Here is a 19174-nt window from a genome sequence, read left to right on the forward strand (position 1 = left end):
CGGCCGGTGTCCGCCGCTCAGGCCGCCGGCAGCGTCACCGTGGCGATCGCGCCGCCGGGCTCCCCGTTCGCGAGCGTCACGCCGGCGCCGATCACCTGCGCCTGCCCGAGCGCGATGGTCAGGCCCAGCCCCGTGCCCTGCCCCCGTTCGGCCGCGCCCGTCAGGAACCGCTGCGGGCCCTCGCGCAACACCCGCTCCGGGAACCCGGGCCCCCGGTCCCGGACCGTGACCGTGGTCCCCGACACCGTCACCGTGACCGGGCCCCCGCCGTGCCGCCGGGCGTTGGCCAGCAGGTTCGTCAGGATGCGCTCCAGGCGTCGCACGTCGGTGCGCACGTACACCTCCTCCGCCGCGCCGACGACCTGCGCGGGCACCCCCGAGCGCCGCGTGACCGACTCCACGAGCGGGCCCAGCCGGTGCGCCTCCAACCGCGCCTCCTCCCGGTTCGCGTCGAGCCGGGCCACCTCCAGCAGGTCCTCCGTCAGGGTCCTGAGCGCCGCGACCCGGTCGCGGACCAGCTCCGTCGGCCGCCCCGGGGGCAACAGCTCGGCCGCCGTGTGCAGGCCCGTCAGCGGGGTCCGCAGCTCGTGCGCCACGTCCGCGGTGAACCGCTGCTCGGCCTCCAGCCGCTGCTGGAGGCTGGCCGCCATCGTGTCGACCGCCGAGGACAGTTCGGCGACCTCGTCACGGCTGCCCGGCAGCCCCGTGGGCCCGATCCGCGCGTCCAGTTCGCCCGCGCTGATCCGCCGGGCCGTCTCCGCCGCCGTGCGCAGCTCCCGGCTCAGGCGGCCGGCGACCAGCGCCCCGCCGGTCGCCGCGAGCGCCACGACCAGCACCCCGTACGCCACGAGCGCCCGGTCCAGGTCGGCGAGCTCGGCCCGGTCCGCCGCCAGCGACAGCCGTACGGACAGGACGTGTTCCCCGCCGACCGGCCGTGCGGCCCACACGGCGGGGTCAGCTCCGGACAGGTCGAGGTAGGTGCCGCGCTGCCCGTCGAGGGCCGTGGTCCGCAGCGGACGCGGGAGTTCCGGGGAGTCGATCCGGCCGTCGCTCTCGCCGCCCTTGTCGAAGTCGAGCCGCCCGGTGAGCTCGTACAGCTTCCGTACGCCGATCAGCTGGGCGGTGGCGCTCGCGCGCGCCGCGTCGCCGATCTGGCGGGTGCGGGCCTCGTGGATGAGGAGTCCGATGGCGGCCGCGACGAGCGAGCAGCCGACGGCGAGCAGCGCGGAGATCTTCCAGCGCAGGCCGAGCGCCCGCACCAGCCGCCGGCAGCGCACCAGGGCGGCCCTCAACGGGAGTCCTGAACCGAGCGGCTGGGGGCCGGGGACTCGGCGGCGCACTTGGGGCCGGACTTGCGGAAGGTCCGCTCGTCGTTGACCACCGTCATCCGGTCGCCGTCCCAGTGGTAGCGCACGGCCTGCTCGGAGCCGTCGTCGGCGGCGGTGCGGACGAGCAGGTCGGAGCCGATCGACTCGGCCGCCAGTTGTCGGCCGATCGTGAAGAGGGCGGAGACGATCTTCCCGCCGGACACCGTGTACACGCTCAGCGCCGAGCGGCCGGTCGGCATGTCGGCGGCGACGATCAGATCCGGCTGCCCGTCGCCCGTCAGGTCCCTGTACACGGGCGGACGGATACCGGCCCGGCCCGGCCCCCGGAGGTCCTCCGCCTTGCCGAGGTACGGCCGCATCCGCGGGTCCGCCGCGGCGACCTGCTTCGGGTCCACCCCGAGGAGTCCGCCCGTCCCCGGCGCGGGCGCGCTCCCCAGCGCCACCGGCGCGGGCTCCCGCCGGCCCACGGTGGCGCCGGGGGCCTCGGTCCAGGCCGGCCAGAGCGGCTCGGGGCGCGGCTGCATGGACACGGGCGGCGCGGGTGACGCCGTGCCGAGGCCGCCGGGGGCGGCGCAGCCGGTGACGAGGACCACGCAGAGGCCCAGCAGGGCGGCGGAGGGACGGCGGGAGGAAGGTGTCATGGCGGGCCGACGCTAGACGGCGGGGGTCACGGGCACCGGGAGGTTGTGTAACAGCGGTGCGTACGGTGGAGTGACGCGGGAAAGTCGGGACTTTCGGCCCGGCCCGAGGGCACCACGCCACACCCGAAGGAGAGCCCCGTGACATCGCTCCCGTTCTTCGTCTACGGGACCCTGCGGCCGGGGGAGGTCAACCACGACCTGTTCCTGCGCGGACGCACCGCCTCGGAGGAGCCCGCGCGTCTCCCGGACACGGCGCTCTACGACGGCCCCGGCTATCCGTACGCCGTCCAGCGGCGCGGCTCGGCCGTCGTGGGGGAGCTGATCACCGCGGCGCCGGGTGCGTACGGGGAGCTGCTGGCCGCGCTGGACCACCTGGAGGAGTACCGGGGCCCGGGGCTCCCGGGGAACGTGTACGACCGCATCGCCTGCGAGGCCGTGCGGCCGGACGGCACCGCGGTTCGGGCCTGGGTCTACGTGGCGGCCCCGCCGGTGGCCCGCCGGCTGGCGGAGTCGGGGACGGAGATACCGACGGGCGACTGGCGCCACCGCCGCTAGCCTCCGGCGGGCCGGGTGTGCCCCCGCAGGTGTCCCGCAGCCCCGCACTCCCGCGCCGGCGGGGTCGGGTGTGCGGTGGGGCGCCCCCGCAGGGCGTCGAACGCACCCCGTTTCCCCTCTTCACCTGCTCGAACCGTTCGACGCCCGAGGAGGTGCCCCGCCGCGCGCCCGACCCCGACGGCCCCTCGCGTGCGGGCCGCCCCGGGGTGCCGCTGCGCGGAGCGGTCCCCTACCCGCCCTTCCACCGTTCCCCGGGCTCCGCCCGGACCCCGCGCCTCAAACGCCGGCGAGGCTGGAATTGCCCGGAGCCCGGGCCTCCAGTGGCGGCGAGGCTGGAGGGTGCGGACCCCGCGCCTCAAACGCCGGTGGGGCTGGAATGGCCCGGACCCGCGCCTCAAACGCCGGTGAGGCTGGAAGACCCGGGCCCCGGGCCTCCAGTGGCGGCGAGGCCGGAAGGGGGCCTGAGGCGCCGGGCGGGTCGGGGGGTGTGGACGGCGAGTTGGTGGTGCGGCCTCTCAGAGGCCCTCGGCGCCCCGGTTGCGGAGGCGTTGGCCGTACTGCTGGAGGACCCACAGTTCCTCCTGGACCGCGGCCAGTTGCTCCGGCGGGGCCTGCTGGCCCAGCCGGGACAGGGTGCCCTGGACCTCGTGCACCCGGCGGTCCACCGCGCGCAGCCGTACCTGGACCAGCTGGACGCCCGCGTACATCTCGTCCACCGTCTTCGCGTGGATCGCCTCCACCGCCAGCTCGGTGACCAGCGCGCGCACGGTGTCGTTCGGCGCGGCCTCGCGGACCCGGGCCAGGTAGTCCTCGGCGCCGAGCGAGGCGCCGCCCGCGTCCTGGATGGCCTGGCGCACGGACGCGTAGGGGGGCGCGGTGAACTCGTCGATCCCGTAGGCGTCGAAGGCCGGCGAGACCAGCGCCGGGCGCTGCAACGCCAGCTTCAGCAGTTCGCGCTCGGTGCGGTGGGCGGGGCTGCGGAGGTTGAGGGCCGGGCCCGAGGGCTGCGGGGTCGCGGGCTCGGGGGCGGGGTCGAACGACCGGCGGGCGGTGGCGGCCCCCCGGCCCTGCTGGGGCTGGTTCCCGCGCTCCCGCGCCCAGCGCGCCAGCTGCGCCACCCGCTTGACCACGAACTGCTCGTCGCGGATGCCCAGCATGCCCGCAAGCTGGACCGCCGACTCGTGCTGGATGGCGATGTTCTTGATGTTGGCGACGACCGGAGCGGCCTCGTCCAGGGCGGCGGCCCGCCCCGCCGGGTTCTCCAGGTTGTGCCGGGCGACGATGTGGCGGAGCGCGAACTCGAACAGGGGGGTGCGGGAGTCCACGAGCCCGGAGACGGCGGCGTCGCCCTGTGCGAGCCGCAGGTCGCAGGGGTCCATCCCGCCCGGGGTGATCGCGATCGAGGTCTCGGCGGCGAACTTCTGGTCGTCCTCGAAGGCCCGCAGTGCGGCTTTCTGGCCCGCCGCGTCGCCGTCGAAGGTGAAGATCACCTCGGCGGTGGCGTTGTCCATCAGCAGCCGGCGCAGGATCTTGATGTGGTCCCCGCCGAAGGCCGTGCCACAGGTCGCGATCGCGGTGGTGACGCCGGCCAGGTGGCAGGCCATCACGTCCGTGTAGCCCTCGACGACCACCGCCCGCGAGGTCTTCGCGATCTCCTTCTTGGCGAGGTCGATGCCGTAGAGGACCTGGGACTTCTTGTAGATCGCGGTCTCGGGGGTGTTCAGGTACTTGGGGCCGTTGTCGTCGTCGCGCAGCTTGCGCGCGCCGAAGCCGACCACCTCGCCGCTGATGTCGCGGATCGGCCACATGAGCCGGCCGCGGAAGCGGTCGATGGGCTTGCCGCTGCGACTGTCCTGGGCGAGCCCGGAGGTGATGAGCTCCTTGTCGGTGAAGCCCTTGCCGCGCAGGAAGCGGGTCAGGTGGTCCCAGCCGGCCGGGCTGTAGCCCACGCTGAAGTGCGCGGCCGCGGCCTGGTCGAAGCCGCGCTCCGCCAGGAACTTGCGGCCGATCTCCGCCTCGGGGCCGCCCAGCTGGTCCACGTAGAACTGGGCGGCCGCCTTGTGGGCCTCGACGAGCCGGATGCGTTCGCCGCGGCCGCTGGTGCCGGCGGTGTAGCCGCCCTCCTCGTAGCGCAGGGTGATGCCCGCCTGGCCGGCGAGCCGCTCGACCGCCTCCGAGAAGGAGAGGTGGTCGATCTTCATGATGAAGTCGAGGGTGTCCCCGCCGGCCTGGCAGCCGAAGCAGTGGTAGAGCCCCTTGCTGGGGCTGACCTGGAAGGACGGGGACTTCTCGTCGTGGAAGGGGCAGAGGCCCTTGAGGTTGCCGCCGCCCGCGTTGCGCAACTGGAGGTAGTCGGAGACCACGGCGTCGATCGGGACCGCGTCCCGTACCGCCTTCACGTCGTCGTCATTGATCCGTCCTGCCACCCGTGAAGTCTACGGCCGGGCACGGGCAAACCCGTCAGGCCCCCTCGGCCGGAATCAGCGACTCCAGCGGAACCGACGGGTCCGCCAGGGCTTCGCGGTCCACCGGGGCCTTTGACCTGATCAGGGCCTGGATGTGTTCCGTGACGTCCCACACGTTCACGTTCATTCCGGCCAGTACGCGTCCCTCCGAGAGCCAGAACGCGATGAACTCCCGCTTGCCCGCGTCGCCGCGCACCAGCACCTGGTCGTAGCTGCCGGCCGGGGCGTGGCCCGAGTACTCCAGACCCACGTCGTACTGGTCGGAGAAGAAGTACGGCACCCGGTCGTAGGCGACCTCCTGGCCCAGCATCGCCCGCGCGGCCGCCGGGCCGCCGTTGAGGGCGTTGGCCCAGTGCTCCACCCGCAGCCGGGTCCCGAGCACCGGGTGGTGGGCGGCCGCCACGTCGCCGACCGCGTAGACGTCCGGGTCGGAGGTGCGCAGCGAGGCGTCCACGGCGATCCCGCCGCCGTGCTCCCGGTCGACCAAGGCCAGCCCGGAGGTCTCGGCGAGCGCGGTGCGCGGCGCCGCCCCGATCGCGGCGAGCACCGCGTGCGCCGGGTGCTCCTCCCCGTCGTCCGTACGGGCCGCCAGCACCATGCCGTCCTGGCCGATGATCTCCGTCAGCTTCGCCCCGAAGTGGAAACGCACCCCGTGCTCGGTGTGCAGGTCGTCGAAGAACTGGCCGATCTCCGGGCCGAGCACCGCGTGCAGCGGGGTGGCCAGCGGTTCGACCACCGTCACCTCGGCGCCGTAGGAGCGGGCCGCGGCCGCCACCTCCAGGCCGATCCAGCCCGCGCCCGCGATCAGCAGGTGGCCGTTGTCCCGGCCCAGGGAGGTCAGCGCCTTGCGCAGCAGGTCGGCGTGGGTGAGCCGGCGCAGGTGGTGGACCCCGGCCAGGCCGGTGCCCGGGATGTCCAGGCGGCGCGGTTCGGAGCCGGTGGCCAGCAGCAGCTTGTCGTAGTGCAGCAGGGTGCCGTCGCCCAGACGCACGGTCTTCGCATCGCGGTCCAGGTGCACCGCGGGCTGCCCCAGGTGCAGCTCGACGTCGGCGCTCGCGTACCAGGACTGCTCGTGAACGAAGACGCTGTCGCGTTCCTCCTTGCCGAGCAGGTAGCCCTTGGACAGCGGGGGCCGCTCGTAGGGGCGGTCGCGCTCGTCGCCGATGAGGATCACCCGGCCGGTGAACCCTTCCGACCTCAGCGTTTCGGCGGCCTTAGCCCCGGCCAGCCCCGCGCCGACGATGATGAACGTCTGGTGTGCGTCGACCACCTGATGCCTCCTCATAACCTCTCCGCCACATGCGACCACATGCGAGCGTCCCGCACTGAGCCTGCCGCGTGAAGGGGGAGTGGCCCGATCAACTCACCCTTCGGCGCGTCGCGTGCGTCGGGTGAGACGGGCGTGCAACGAGCGGGCGGACGCGTCGGTGAGGCACGCGATCTGGTCGATGACCGCCCGCTTCCTGGCCTTCTCGTCCGGCGCCGCGTCGAAGATCGCCCGGAACTGCGGGTCCAGTCCCTCGGGCGCGCGGGCCTGGAGCGCCTCCGCGAGTTCGGCCAGGACGATGCGTTGGTCGGCCCGGATCCGCTCCTGCTCGTCGCGCTGCATGACGTACAGGTCCGCGACCGCCTTCAGCACCGCGCACTCGTTGCGCGCGGCCCGGGGCACCACCAGTTCCGCGCCGTACCGGGTCAGCCGCCCGCTGCCGTACGCCTCCCGCGTGGCGCCCTCGGCGGCCAGGCAGAACCGGCCGATGAGCTGGCTCGTGGCGTCCTTCAGCCGGGCCTGCGCCACGGCCGAGCCGTCGTAGCCGTGCGGCCACCACTCCTGCTCCATCAGCCGGTCGAGGGCCTCGCGCAGCTCCTCCGGGGAGGTGTCGGCGGGGACGTAGCGGCCGATGGCCACCCGCCAGATCGCGGCGCGCTCGGGCTCGGCGAAGAGCAGGTTGGGGTCGAGGTGGCCGGCGTGCAGCCCGTCCTCGAAGTCGTGCACGGAGTACGCGACGTCGTCGGACCAGTCCATCACCTGGGCCTCGAAGCACTTGCGGTCCGCGGGCGCGCCGCGGCGCAGCCACTCGAAGACCGGCAGGTCGTCCTCGTACGCGCCGAACTTCACCGAGCCGGGGTCGGTGGGGTGGCCGCCGCGCGCCCAGGGGTACTTGGTGGCGGCGTCCAGGCAGGCCCGGGTGAGGTTGAGGCCGACGCTGACGGGCGCGCCGCTCCCCGGGTCGGCCGCGAACCGCTTGGGTTCCAGGCGGGTCAGCAGTCGCAGCGACTGCGCGTTGCCCTCGAAACCGCCGCAGTCCTTGGCGAATTCGTTCAGCGCCTCCTCGCCGTTGTGGCCGAAGGGCGGGTGGCCCATGTCGTGGGAGAGGCAGGCGGCCTCGACCAGATCGGGATCGCAGCCGAGCGCGGCCCCCAGCTCCCGGCCGACCTGGGCGCACTCCAGGGAGTGCGTCAGCCGGGTACGGGGGCTCGCGTCCCAGTCGTACGAACGGGTGCCCGGAGTGACCACCTGGGTCTTCCCGGCGAGTCGGCGCAACGCGGCCGAGTGCAGGACCCGCGCGCGGTCGCGCTGGAAGGCGGTCCGCCCGGGCCGTTTGTCGGGTTCCGCGGCCCAGCGTTCGGTGGCGGACGCGTCGTAGAGGTCGGTCGGGTCGTCTGCGGGGGCGTGCGCGGTGCCTTCCATGGATCGACGGTAACCGGAACGTCCGACAAACCGGGATCAGGCGGAGACGAGTTCCGGTCGAGGGGGGGTGACGGGCCGGGCGGCGGCCTCGTCGTAGCGGTGCAGCACCAGCCGCGCGAGGGCCGGGTGGTCGCCCAGCGGGGCTGCGGCCGGGCCCGGTGCGGCCGCCGCGCACTGGGTGGCGAACCGGCCGGGCGCGGCGAAGTACGAGGCCACGGCGACGCGGTGGTGGCCCCGGGCGGCCAGGGCCCGGACCGCGTCGGCCACGGTGGGCGCGGCGGCCGAGGCGTAGGCGGGCACCACCGGGGCTCCGCCGAGGCGTTCGGACAGCAGGGCGGCGGTGCGGCGGGTGTCGGCGGCCGAGTCCGGGTCGCGGGACCCGGCCGCGGCGAGCACCACGGCGGCCGCGGGGTGCGGGGTCCAGCCGGTCTCCGCGAGGCGTTCGTACAGGGCCTCGACGAGCAGCGGGTGCGGGCCGAGGGGGGCGGCGACGCGGGTGCGCAGGTGCGCGGCCCGGGCGGCCGCCGCGGGCAGGTCGCGCTTCACGTGGTGGCCGCGGCCGAGCAGCAGTGGCACCAGCACAGCCGCGCCGGACGCCTCGCGGAGCGTGTCGTCGAGCAGCGGCCGGTTCAGTTCGACGTGGCCGAGCCGGACGTCGAGGCGGGGCCGGAGCTCGCGGACCCGGTCGAGGAGGGCGAGGGCGGTGTGCAGGGCGCGCGGGTCACGGCTGCCGTGGGCCACGGCGACGAGGGTGGGTTGCTGCATGGGCGGGCTCCGTGGGGGCGGGCGCGGGGCGGTCGCAGGCCGCTGAGCTGCGTTCCGAGCTGCGCGGTGATCCGGGTCAGCAGCTCGGCCGTGCTGCCGAAGAGGAGGGGCGGGATGGCGGGAGGGTGCACCGGCTCCGTCATGGACCGATCCTGCGCGGCGGAGGTTGCCGATGCGTTGCGCCGGGGTGACGGTCGTTTTCCGCCTGCTCACCCGGTCGTTCGTACGAGTGAAAGGCGCCGTCGGCGGAACTGGGGGCCGGGGGGTGATCGTCAATCTGTGCGAACGGCGCGTGAGGCGTGGGCGCAGGGCGGGACGTACAGGGGGAGTGGTCATGGCGATCAAGGGCTGGCCGGCGAGGACGGTGAAGCGTCTGCGGCAGGGGCTGCCGCGTGGAGTGCGGGCGCGGCGGCGGGCCGTGCAGGCCGTGATGGCGGGCTGCGTGCTGGCACTGCTGCCCTCGGCGTGGACGCACGCGGCGGCCGCGGGCCGGCTGGGGACCACGGCGCAGGCTCCGGCCGGCGAGGTGGCCGTGGTGTTCGGGGCGGGGCTGTGGAACGGCAGGCCGACGCCCTATCTGGCCCGTCGGCTCGATGCGGCCGCCGAGTTGTACCGGGCCGGCAAGGTCAAGGTCGTCCTGGTCACCGGGGACAACAGCCGCACCGAGTACGACGAGCCGAGCGCGATGCGCACCTACCTCACCGGGCACGGGGTGCCGGCCGACCGGATCGTGGACGACTTCGCGGGCTTCGACACCTGGGACTCGTGCGTGCGGGCCAAGAAGATCTTCGGGGTGGACCGGGCGGTGCTGATCAGCCAGGGCTTCCACATACGTCGGGCCGTCGCCCTGTGCCAGACCGCAGGCGTGGACTCGTACGGGATCGGGGTGGACGACGAGCACGACTCCACCTGGTACTACGGCGGGACCCGCGAGGTCTTCGCGGCGGGCAAGGCGGCGCTGGACGCGGTCTTCGAGCCGGAGCCGCGGTTCCTGGGGCCGAAGGAGCGGGGGGTGTCGCAGGCCCTGGCCGCTCTGGCAGACTGACGAGGACATCGGTTATTCCGATTAGTCATATACCGATCAGTCTGATGTGATCAGAGGTGGAACCGTGGCTGTTGTGGATCTGAGCGGCAAGGTCGTCGTCATCACCGGTGGGGCCCGCGGCCTGGGCGCCGCGGCGGCGCAGGCCGTCGTGGACGGCGGCGGCAAGGTGCTGATCACCGACGTGCTGGAGGCGGAGGGCGCCGAGACGGCCGCCAAGCTCGGCGACGCGGCCCGCTTCATCCGGCACGACGTGACGAGCGAGGCCGACTGGGCGGCGGCGCTGGAGTACGCGGTCGCCGAGTTCGGCCGGATCGACGGTCTGGTCAACAACGCCGGGATCTCCACCGGCCAGTTCCTGGAGCACGAGAGCGTCGAGCACTTCCGCCGGGTGATCGAGATCAACCTGGTCGGCGTGTTCATCGGCATCAAGGCCGCGATCCCGCTGCTGCGCGCGGCCGGCGGCGGCTCCATCGTCAACATCTCCTCCGCCGCCGGCCTGACCGGACTCGCGCTGACCGCCGGGTACGGGGCCTCCAAGTGGGGCGTGCGCGGCCTGTCGAAGATCGGCGCGGTCGAGCTCGCCGAGGCGAAGATCCGGGTCAACTCCGTGCACCCCGGCATGACGCTGACCCCGATGACCGCGCCGATCGGCATCCAGGCGGGCGACGGCAACTACCCCGGGGCCCCGCTGGGCCGCGTCGGCGCCCCCGAGGAGATCGCGGCCGCGGTCGCCTTCCTGCTCTCGGACGCCGCCGGGTACATGACGGGCGCCGAGCTCGCGGTCGACGGCGGCTGGACGGCCGGCCTGACGGTGAAGTACCTGACCGGGCAGTGACCCCGGGGCGGGCCGCTCCCGGCGGCCTCACAGTGTGCGTGGGGCTGTGCTGAGGCAGAGCATGCGGGCTTGTAACGCGGGGTGGCCGCCGGCGTAACAGCGCCGACGCACGCTGGGCCGTATGCACACGCCGGACGCCGTCCCCGCAGCCACCGCCACGCACTGCCCGTACTGCGCCCTGCAGTGCGGCATGAACCTGCGTCCCGAGCCGGGTGGGGGCGTGGCGGTGGAGGAGCGGGCGGACTTCCCCGTCAATCGGGGTGCGCTCTGCGGCAAGGGCCGCACCGCCCCCGCCGTGCTCTCCTCCCGGGTGCGCCTGACCGAGCCGCTCGTCCGCACCCACGCCGGGCGGCTCGAACCGGCCACCTGGGGGGAGGCCCTCACCGCCGTCGCCGAGGGCCTCGCCCGCACGGGCCGGACGTACGGTCCCGACGCCGTGGGGGTCTTCGGCGGCGGCGGCCTCACCAACGAGAAGGCGTACGCGCTCGGCAAGTTCGCCCGCGTCGCCCTGCGCACCTCGCAGATCGACTACAACGGCCGCTTCTGCATGTCCTCGGCCGCCGCCGCGCACCAGCGGGCCTTCGGGCTCGACCGGGGGCTGCCCTTCCCGCTGGAGGACATCCCCCGCACCGGCTGCGTGATCCTCGTCGGCTCCAACCTCGCCGAGACCATGCCGCCCGCCCTGCGCTACCTCACCGAGCTCAAGGCGAACGGCGGCACCCTGATCGTCATCGACCCGCGCCGGACCCGGACCGCCGAGCAGGCCGACCTGCACCTCGCCCCCCGCCCCGGCACGGACCTCGCCCTCGCCCTGGGCCTGCTGCACCTCGTGGTCGCGGAGGGGCGTACGGACGAGGAGTTCATCGCCGCGCGCACCACCGGCTGGGAGGAGGCGCGGGCCGCCGCGATGGCGCACTGGCCGGAGCTGGTCGAACGCATCACGGGGGTGCCGGTTCCCAAGCTCCGCGAGGCTGTCGAGCTGTTCTGCGCCCCCGAATCCGCCATGGTCCTCACCGCCCGCGGCCCGGAGCAGCAGTCCAAGGGCACCGACACCGTCGGCGCCTGGATCAACCTGTGCCTGGCCACCGGCCGGGCCGGCCGCCCGCTGTCCGGGTACGGCTGCCTCACCGGCCAGGGCAACGGCCAGGGCGGCCGCGAGCACGGACAGAAGGCCGACCAGCTCCCCGGCTACCGCAAGCTGACCGACCCGGCGGCCCGCGAACACGTAGCCGGGGTCTGGGGCGTCGACCCCGCCGACCTCCCCGGCCCGGGCCGCAGCGCGTACGAACTCCTCGACGCCCTCGGCGCGGACGTGAAGGCCCTGCTCCTCATGGGCTCCAACCCGGTGGTCTCGGCCCCCCGCGCCGCCCACATCGAGGACCGCATCCGCTCCCTGGACTTCCTCGCCGTCGCCGACGTGGTGCTCTCCGAGACGGCCGCCCTCGCGGACGTGGTCCTCCCCGTCACCCAGTGGGCGGAGGAGACGGGCACCACCACCAACCTGGAAGGCCGCGTCCTGCTCCGGCGCCGTGCCCTCACCCCGCCGCCGGGGGTCCGCACCGACCTGTACGTCCTGCACGAACTCGCCGCCCGCCTCGGCGTGGAGAAGGGGTTCCCGACCGACCCCGAGGAGGTCTTCGACGAACTGCGCCGCGCCTCGGCGGGCGGCCCGGCGGACTACTCGGGCATCGACTACGCCCGCATCGAGGCAGAGCAGGGCGTCTTCTGGCCCTGCCCGGACGGGACTTCGGGGACGCCCCGCCTCTTCCTGGACCGGTTCGCCACCGAGGACGGCCGGGCCCGTTTCGCCCCCGTCGCCCACCGCGACGCGGCCGAGGTCCCCGACGCCGACTACCCCCTCCTGCTCACCACCGGGCGGGTGGTCGCCCAGTACCAGTCGGGTGCCCAGACGCGCCGCGTCGACGAGCTCAACGCGGCCGCCCCCGGCCCCTTCGTGGAACTCCACCCGCGCCTCGCCGCCCGCATCGGCGCCGTCGAGGGCGCCCCGCTGGCGGTCACCTCCCGCCGGGGCCGGGCGGTGGCCCCGGCCAGGATCACCGACGCCATCCGCGCGGACACGGTCTTCATGCCGTTCCACTGGCCCGGCGAGGGCCGAGCCAACACCCTGACCAACCCGGCGCTGGACCCCACGTCCCGGATGCCGGAGTTCAAGGTCTGCGCGGTCCGCGTGGAACCGGCGTAGCCGTGGCTATTCGGCGAAGGTCGGCCGCAGGGCCTCGACCAGGCGCGCGAGGAACGCCTCCGCGCCCGGCGCGGCCAGGTGCGGGTACTCCGCCTCGAAGTGCCGCCACTCGGGGCCGACATAGCCGTTCGGGCACAGGTGCTCGATGTGCTCCAGCATCAGTTCGCTGTTCGGGTAAGGCCATTCCCCGGCCTCCCGGAACACCTCCTGCACCAGGGCGTTCGGCAGCGCGTACCGCTCGGCCAGCAGTACCGCGTCGTACAGGTCCTTGCCCTGGGGATACGGGTCGGTGACGAGCCACAGCACCTTCCAGGCCAGGGACAGCGCGGGCGTGGCCGCCAGCACCGTCGCCCCGCAGGAGAGTTCGACGGCTTCCGGCGGCTGCGCGAGCTTCTCGTTGAACACGAAGTCCATCTGCACCTGCCCGGTCGGCAGGCCCGGTACGGACCACGGCACGACCATCCGCCGTCCCGGCACCCGTTCGTACGTCCAGATGTCCTCGCACACCGCTCCCGAGGCCTTGATCCCGGCGCGTCCGTCGGCCGCCGCGGCGATGCCGTCCAGCATGGCCCGCGTCCGCGCGTCGTCCATCGCCCACGTCGACGGCACCACGACGAAATCCAGGTCGCCCGGCTCCCGCGCCGCCTCCCCGAACCGGTCCGCGAGCAGCACGCTCCCGCGCAGCACGAGGGAGTCCGCCCACTCGGAATCGGAGAGGGCCACCAGGACGGCGTCCATCGCGGCCCGACGCGCCCGGACCCAGGCGACCGTCCGAGCCGGGTCGTCGAAGACCGGGTCACCGGCCCGGTAGGCCTGGAAGTGGTGGCGCAGCGAGGGGTCGAAGACCGCCCGCTGCCGCACGTCGTCTCCGGCCACCGGCCGCAGCGTCAGCGGCAGCGACCGCGCGGCCCGTGTCGCCTCGTCCAGCGGTTCCCGCGGCAGGTGCGGGCTCCTCAACAGCCATTCCGACCACGAACTCATCAGGGCGTCCCCTCCTCGATCCACCCGTCGTCCACCGACAGGTCGCTGTCGTACAGCACGAACTCCCGCTCCTCCGAGCGGATTTCGTACCCCGCGGCGCCGAGCGCGGCGACCAGCGCGTCGCACGCCGCGGTCGCCCCCGCGGCCGTGCCCCGCCACCGCTGGGTCACGAACCGCTCCTGAGCGCCGCCCGGCAGCGCGCGGCGGGCGTTCCACGACAGGTGGGCCCCGTGCGGAACCACCAGGGACTCCAGCTCCGCGTGGTCGTACGCGGCCGCCAGCAGCAGCTTCAGGTGGTGCTCGAAGTAGCCGCCGCCCGGGCCCGGGCGGTCCGTGGTCCAGGGGACCGTCTCCACCTTCACGCGGACCGGGTCGAAACCCGCCGCCCGCAGCCGCGGCACCAGGCTCTCGTGCCCCGTGCGGTCCCGCAGGGTCAGCATCGGCTGCGACACCATCCGGCCCCGGGCCAGCAGGATGTGGGTGACCTTCAGATCCCGCGCCCCCGCCCACGCGTCGAGCCGGGCCAGCGCCTCCGCATCCGCGCAGCGCACCGTGACGTGGGTTTCGTACTCGTACATGACGCAGATCCTCTCGGACATGCGTCCGATCCGCATCGGTATAAGGGCCAGGGGGTAACCATCGGTCACGCGCCGGACTCAGAAAGTGCTCGCACGCCCCTCGTGGGCGCGATGTGTCGTACCCCACACTGAGGTGCGGTGCCCCCGTCCTCGGAGCCCTGGAGGTCGCCCCCGTGCAGACCCGGACCCTGACCGTGAACGAGAGCGAGTCCTCGGAGGTCGAAGCCGTGGACGAAGAGCCCGACGCCGACGCCGACGCCGAAGCCGAGGCCGAAGCCGAGGCCGAAGTCGACCCCGGGCCCGAGGTGCTGGAGCTCATCGAGCAGCCGGTCCCGGCGCAGCGCAGGCGCGCCAACGCCGAGGGCGGGGGCGGATCGGGGCCTTCCGCCGACCTGTTCCGCCAGTACCTGCGGGAGATCGGCAGGATCCCGCTCCTCACCGCGGCCGAGGAGGTCGACCTCGCACGGCGCGTCGAAGCCGGCCTGTTCGCCGAGGAGAAGCTCGGCAACACCCCCGACCTCGACTCCCAGCTCGCCGTCGACCTCGACAAGCTCGTCGTCATGGGCCGGATGGCCAAACGCCGCCTCATCGAGTCGAACCTGAGGCTCGTGGTCTCCGTCGCCAAGCGGTACGTGGGCCGCGGGCTCACCATGCTCGACCTCGTGCAGGAGGGGAACCTCGGGCTCATCCGGGCCGTCGAGAAGTTCGACTACGCCCGCGGGTACAAGTTCTCCACCTACGCCACCTGGTGGATCCGGCAGGCGATGTCCCGGGCCCTCGCCGACCAGGCCCGGACCATCCGCGTGCCCGTCCACGTCGTCGAACTCATCAACCGCGTCATCCGCGTGCAGCGCCGCATGCTCCAGGAGCGCGGGTACGAGCCCACGGCCGAAGAGGTCGCCGTCCACCTGGAGCTGACCCCGGAGCGGGTCATGGAAGTGCTCCGCCTCGCGCAGGAGCCGGTCTCCCTGCACGCACCGGTCGGCGAGGAGGACGACGTCGCGCTCGGCGACCTCATCGAGGACGGCGACGCCGCCTCGCCCGTGGAGTCCGCCGCGTTCTTCCTGCTGCGCGAGCACCTCGAAGCGGTGCTCTCCACGCTGGGCGAGCGGGAGCGTAAGGTGGTCCAGCTCCGCTACGGGCTCGACGACGGCCGCCCGCGCACCCTGGAGGAGATCGGCCGGATCTTCGGCGTGACCCGCGAACGGATCCGCCAGATCGAGTCCAAGACCCTCAACAAGCTGCGCGACCACGCCTTCGCCGACCAGCTCCGCGGCTACCTGGACTGACGCCGCTACCCGGACCGAATGGACAGGGGCGCCCCGAAGGACGCCCCCATCCGTGCCGGGAGGTCAGTCGACCTCGGCCACCGCCTGCGCGAACTGCGCCGCGTACAGCCGGGCGTACGCGCCGCCCGAGGCCAGCAGCTCCTCGTGCGTGCCCTGCTCCACGATCGAGCCGCTCTCCATCACCAGGATCACGTCCGCGTCGCGGATCGTGGAGAGCCGGTGCGCGATCACGAAGGACGTACGCCCGTGCGCGAGCCGCGCCATCGCCTTCTGGATCAGCACCTCGGTACGGGTGTCGACGGAGCTCGTCGCCTCGTCGAGCACCAGGATCACCGGGTCCGACAGGAACGCCCGGGCGATGGTGATCAGCTGCTTCTCGCCCGCGCTGACGCCCGCGCCCTCGTCGTCCAGCACGGTGTCGTAGCCGTCCGGCAGGGTGCGGATGAACCGGTCGGCGTGGGCGGCCCGCGCCGCCTCCTCGATCTCGGCACGCGTCACCTGGCGCGAGGCCCCGTAGGCGATGTTCTCCGCGATGGTGCCGCCGAACAGCCAGGTGTCCTGGAGCACCATGCCGATGGAGCCGCGCAGTTCCTCGCGGGTCATCTTCGCGATGTCCACGCCGTCCAGGGCGATCTCCCCGCCCGTGACCTCGTAGAACCGCATCAGCAGATTGACCAGCGTGGTCTTGCCGGCGCCCGTCGGGCCGACGATCGCGACCGTGTGACCCGGCTCGACCGTCAGCGACAGGTTCTCGATCAGCGGCTTGTCCGGCTCGTAGCGGAAGGCCACCTTGTCGAGGGTGACCTGCCCGCGCAGCTCCTGCGGCCGCTCCGGAACCTCGGCGTCCGGCTCCTGCTCCTCGGCGTCCAGCAGCTCGTAGACCCGCTCCGCCGAGGCGACGCCGGACTGCACGAGGTTCGCCATCGACGCGACCTGCGACAGCGGCATCGAGAACTGCCGCGAGTACTGGATGAAGGCCTGCACGTCACCGATGGACAGGGTGCCCGAGGCCACCCGCAGACCGCCGACGACCGCGACCAGCACGTAGTTGATGTTCGATATGAAGAACATCACCGGCTGCATGAGACCGCTGACCAACTGCGCCTTGAACGAGGCCCGGTACAGCGCCTCGTTCTGCTCGGCGAAGATCTCCGCGGACTCCTTCTGCCGGCCGAAGACCTTCACCAGCGTGTGCCCCGAGTACATCTCCTCGACGTGGGCGTTGAGCGCGCCGGTCGTCTTCCACTGCGCCACGAACTGCGGCTGCGACTTCTTGCCGATCTTCGCCGCGACGAAGACCGAGACGGGCACGGTCACCAGCGCGACCAGCGCCAGCAGCGGCGAGATCCAGAACATCATCGCGAGGACGCCGACGATGGTCAGCAGCGAGTTCAGCAGCTGCCCCATCGTCTGCTGGAGCGTCTGCCCGATGTTGTCGATGTCGTTCGTGGCCCGGCTGAGCACCTCGCCGCGCTTCTGCCGGTCGAAGTACGAGAGCGGCAGCCGCGACAGCTTCGCCTGGAGCTCCTCGCGCATCCGGTACACGGTGCCGTTCATGACGTGGTTCGACAGTCGCGTCGCCACCAGCATCAGCAGACCGGCCAGGGTGAAGACCACCAGCGCCCAGACCGCCACGACACCGACCGCGCCGAAGTCGATGCCCTGGCCGGGGGTGAAGTCGGTGCCGGACAGCATGTCCGCCATCCCGTCCTGGCCCTTGGCGCGCATCCCGTCCAGCGCCTGCTGCTTGGTGATGCCGGCCGGCATCTGGCGACCGACGATCCCCGCGAACACCAGGTCGGTGGCCTCACCGAGGATCTTCGGGCCGACCACCGCGCAGCCGACGCTGCCGACGACGGCGGCGACCATGCCCCACAGCTTGACCCGGTCCTGGGCGAGCTGGCCCAGCAGCCGCTTGCCCGATCCCTTGAAGTCCAGGGACCGCTGGGCCGGTCCCATCATCATCCGTCCTCCGGGCCCGCTCATGCGGCCTCCGCCTCCGTCAGCTGGGAGAGCACGATCTCCCGGTACGTCTCATTGCCGGCCATCAGCTCGTGATGGCGCCCCTCGCCGACGACCTCGCCCTCGTCCAGCACGATGATCCGGTCGGCGTCACGGATCGTGGAGACCCGCTGGGCGACGATCACCACGGTCGCCTCCTCGGTCTCGCGGCCGAGCGCCGCGCGCAGCGCCGCGTCCGTCGCGTAGTCCAGGGCCGAGAACGAGTCGTCGAAGAGATAGATCTCCGGTCGCTGCACCAGCGTGCGCGCGATGGCCAGACGCTGGCGCTGGCCACCGGAGACATTGGTCCCGCCCTGGGTGATGGCGGCCTCCAGGCCGCCCTCCAGCTCGGAGACGAACTCCTTGGCCTGGGCCACTTCCAGGGCCCGCCACAGTTCCTCGTCGGTCGCGTCCGGGCGCCCGTAGCGCAGGTTGGAGGCCACCGTTCCGGAGAACAGGTACGGCTTCTGAGGCACCATCCCGACCGTCCTGGCGAGCAGCTGCGGGTCGAGCCGGCGCACGTCCTCGCCGTCCACGAGCACCTCGCCGCCGGTCGCGTCGAACAGCCGCGGCACCAGGCCCAGCAGGGTGGACTTGCCGCTGCCGGTGGAGCCGATCACCGCGGTGGTCTCGCCGGGGCGGGCCACCAGGTTCACGCCGCGCAGCACGGGCGCCTCGGCACCCGGGTAGCGGAAGTCGGCGCCGCGCAGTTCGAGCCGGCCGCGTGCGACGAGCTTGCGCACCGGGTCCGTCGGCGGGGCCACGCTCGACTCGGTGTCCAGGACCTCCTGGACGCGCTCGGCGCAGACCTCGGCACGCGGCACCATCATGAACATGAAGGTGGCCATCATCACGGCCATGACGATCTGCATCAGGTAGGCGAGGAAGGCCGTCAGCTGGCCGATCTCCATGCCGCCGCTGTCGACGCGCATCGCACCGAACCAGATGACCGCGACGCTGGAGATGTTCACGACCACGATCACGGTGGGGAACATGAGCGCCAGCAGCTTGCCGGCGGCCAGCGAGACCCCGGTGAGGTCCGCGTTGGCCTCCCGGAAACGGTCCTTCTCGTAGTCGTCGCGGACGAAGGCGCGGATCACCCGGTTGCCGGTGATCTGCTCGCGCAGCACCCGGTTCACGGTGTCGAGCCGCTCCTGCATCTTGCGGAACAGCGGCCGCGTCTTGAAGACGATCGCACCGACCGAGAGGCCGAGCACGGGGACCACGGCGAGCAGCACGCCCGACAGCTTCACGTCGAGGGAGAGCGCCATGAAGATGCCGCCGACGCACATGATCGGAGCCGAGACCATCAGCGTGAAGGTCATCAGCACCAGCATCTGGATCTGCTGGACGTCGTTCGTCGTACGGGTGATCAGCGACGGGGCGCCGAACTGGCCCAGCTCCCGCGCGGAGAAGCTCTGCACTCGGTCGAAGACGGAAGCACGGACGTCGCGGCCGACGGCGGCCGCGGTCCGGGCGCCGTAGTAGACGGCCCCGGCGTTGCAGACGAGCTGGACGAGCGAGACGCCGAGCATCAGCGCGCCGAAGCGCAGGATGTAGCCGGTGTCACCGTGGATGACACCGTTGTCGATGATGTCCGCGTTGAGTGTGGGCAGGTAGAGGCTCGCGCTGGTCTGCAGCAGTTGCAGCAGGACCAGCGCGGCGATCGGTTGCTTGTACGGACGGAGGTGGGTCCGCAGAAGTCGTATGAGCACGCGCAGGCTCCGGTCGGCATGATCGAGGGGTTCACCCCATATTGAGCCAACCGGCCCCCCGATCCCCAGCGGATTTCGCAAAGC

Annotated in this window: 14 protein-coding genes and 1 pseudogene; 5 read left to right on the forward strand and 10 right to left on the reverse strand. The window is 73.0% G+C overall.

All coding sequences use genetic code 11. The features are described from left to right. Positions 1–17 precede the first annotated feature (17 nt). Both ACIQ5Y_RS16390 and ACIQ5Y_RS16395 read right to left on the reverse strand, forming a co-directional pair. A complete protein-coding gene (locus ACIQ5Y_RS16390) occupies positions 18–1292 on the reverse strand; it encodes an ATP-binding protein (RefSeq protein ID WP_403880239.1) in 1275 nt (424 codons plus the stop codon). Then, positions 1289–1969 (reverse strand): hypothetical protein, encoded by a 681-nt coding sequence (locus tag ACIQ5Y_RS16395; protein WP_403880241.1) that lies wholly within the window; start codon positions 1967–1969, stop codon positions 1289–1291. The genes ACIQ5Y_RS16390 and ACIQ5Y_RS16395 overlap by 4 nt, the downstream gene beginning before the upstream one ends. Positions 1970–2107: 138 nt before the next feature. On the opposite strand from ACIQ5Y_RS16395, the gene ACIQ5Y_RS16400 reads away from it, so the two are divergent. Continuing rightward, complete coding sequence (locus ACIQ5Y_RS16400) at positions 2108–2524, forward strand: gamma-glutamylcyclotransferase family protein (RefSeq protein ID WP_403880243.1); 417 nt, start codon at positions 2108–2110, stop codon at positions 2522–2524. 515 nt (positions 2525–3039) lie between these two features. Here ACIQ5Y_RS16400 and dnaG read toward each other — a convergent pair. The 4 genes and pseudogenes from dnaG to ACIQ5Y_RS16420 all read right to left on the reverse strand — a co-directional run bounded on the left by dnaG (position 3040) and on the right by ACIQ5Y_RS16420 (position 8586). Beyond that, positions 3040–4950: a DNA primase gene (gene dnaG, locus ACIQ5Y_RS16405; RefSeq protein WP_403880245.1), complete on the reverse strand. Its 1911-nt coding sequence runs from the start codon at positions 4948–4950 to the stop codon at positions 3040–3042. Positions 4951–4984: 34 nt separating this feature from the next. After that, entirely contained in the window at positions 4985–6259 is a 1275-nt protein-coding gene (locus tag ACIQ5Y_RS16410) for an NAD(P)/FAD-dependent oxidoreductase (protein WP_403880246.1), read from the reverse strand. A 93-nt stretch (positions 6260–6352) separates the two neighbouring features. Continuing rightward, positions 6353–7678, reverse strand: a complete 1326-nt coding sequence (locus ACIQ5Y_RS16415; protein ID WP_403880248.1) for a deoxyguanosinetriphosphate triphosphohydrolase — start codon at positions 7676–7678, stop codon at positions 6353–6355. Positions 7679–7714: 36 nt separating this feature from the next. Further along, positions 7715–8586, reverse strand: a pseudogene (locus ACIQ5Y_RS16420) (sirohydrochlorin chelatase). Between the two features lie 191 nt (positions 8587–8777). Between ACIQ5Y_RS16420 and ACIQ5Y_RS16425 the strand changes: the two are divergent. From ACIQ5Y_RS16425 to ACIQ5Y_RS16435, 3 genes are all read left to right on the forward strand, one after another. Next, positions 8778–9488, forward strand: coding sequence for a vancomycin high temperature exclusion protein (locus tag ACIQ5Y_RS16425; protein WP_403880249.1), 711 nt, complete (start codon positions 8778–8780; stop codon positions 9486–9488). Positions 9489–9552: 64 nt separating this feature from the next. Next, positions 9553–10323 carry a glucose 1-dehydrogenase gene (locus ACIQ5Y_RS16430; protein ID WP_403880251.1) on the forward strand — a complete coding sequence of 257 codons (771 nt, stop codon included), beginning with the start codon at positions 9553–9555 and terminating at the stop codon, positions 10321–10323. Positions 10324–10444: 121 nt separating this feature from the next. Then, on the forward strand, positions 10445–12526 hold the full coding sequence (locus ACIQ5Y_RS16435; protein ID WP_403880253.1) for a molybdopterin oxidoreductase family protein: 2082 nt from the start codon (positions 10445–10447) through the stop codon (positions 12524–12526). Positions 12527–12532: 6 nt separating this feature from the next. On the opposite strand, the gene ACIQ5Y_RS16440 is transcribed toward ACIQ5Y_RS16435, so the two are convergent. After that, positions 12533–13507, reverse strand: a complete 975-nt coding sequence (locus ACIQ5Y_RS16440; RefSeq protein ID WP_403880255.1) for a nucleotidyl transferase AbiEii/AbiGii toxin family protein — start codon at positions 13505–13507, stop codon at positions 12533–12535. Then, the gene (locus ACIQ5Y_RS16445; RefSeq protein ID WP_403880257.1) at positions 13507–14106 is read right to left on the reverse strand and encodes a hypothetical protein; all 600 of its coding nucleotides are present in this window, start codon (positions 14104–14106) and stop codon (positions 13507–13509) included. The genes ACIQ5Y_RS16440 and ACIQ5Y_RS16445 overlap by 1 nt, the downstream gene beginning before the upstream one ends. 92 nt (positions 14107–14198) lie before the next feature. Between ACIQ5Y_RS16445 and ACIQ5Y_RS16450 the strand changes: the two genes are divergently transcribed. Continuing rightward, a complete protein-coding gene (locus tag ACIQ5Y_RS16450) occupies positions 14199–15374 on the forward strand; it encodes an RNA polymerase sigma factor (protein ID WP_403880259.1) in 1176 nt (391 codons plus the stop codon). 63 nt (positions 15375–15437) lie between these two features. On the opposite strand, the gene ACIQ5Y_RS16455 is transcribed toward ACIQ5Y_RS16450, so the two are convergent. Beyond that, complete coding sequence (locus ACIQ5Y_RS16455; RefSeq protein ID WP_403880261.1) at positions 15438–17360, reverse strand: ABC transporter ATP-binding protein; 1923 nt, start codon at positions 17358–17360, stop codon at positions 15438–15440. After that, entirely contained in the window at positions 17357–19090 is a 1734-nt protein-coding gene (locus ACIQ5Y_RS16460; protein WP_403880263.1) for an ABC transporter ATP-binding protein, read from the reverse strand. Before ACIQ5Y_RS16460 ends, ACIQ5Y_RS16455 begins: the two co-directional genes overlap by 4 nt. Positions 19091–19174 lie beyond the last annotated feature (84 nt).

This window comes from Streptomyces sp. NPDC096339 (genome assembly GCF_044762985.1).
GTDB lineage: Bacteria > Actinomycetota > Actinomycetes > Streptomycetales > Streptomycetaceae > Streptomyces.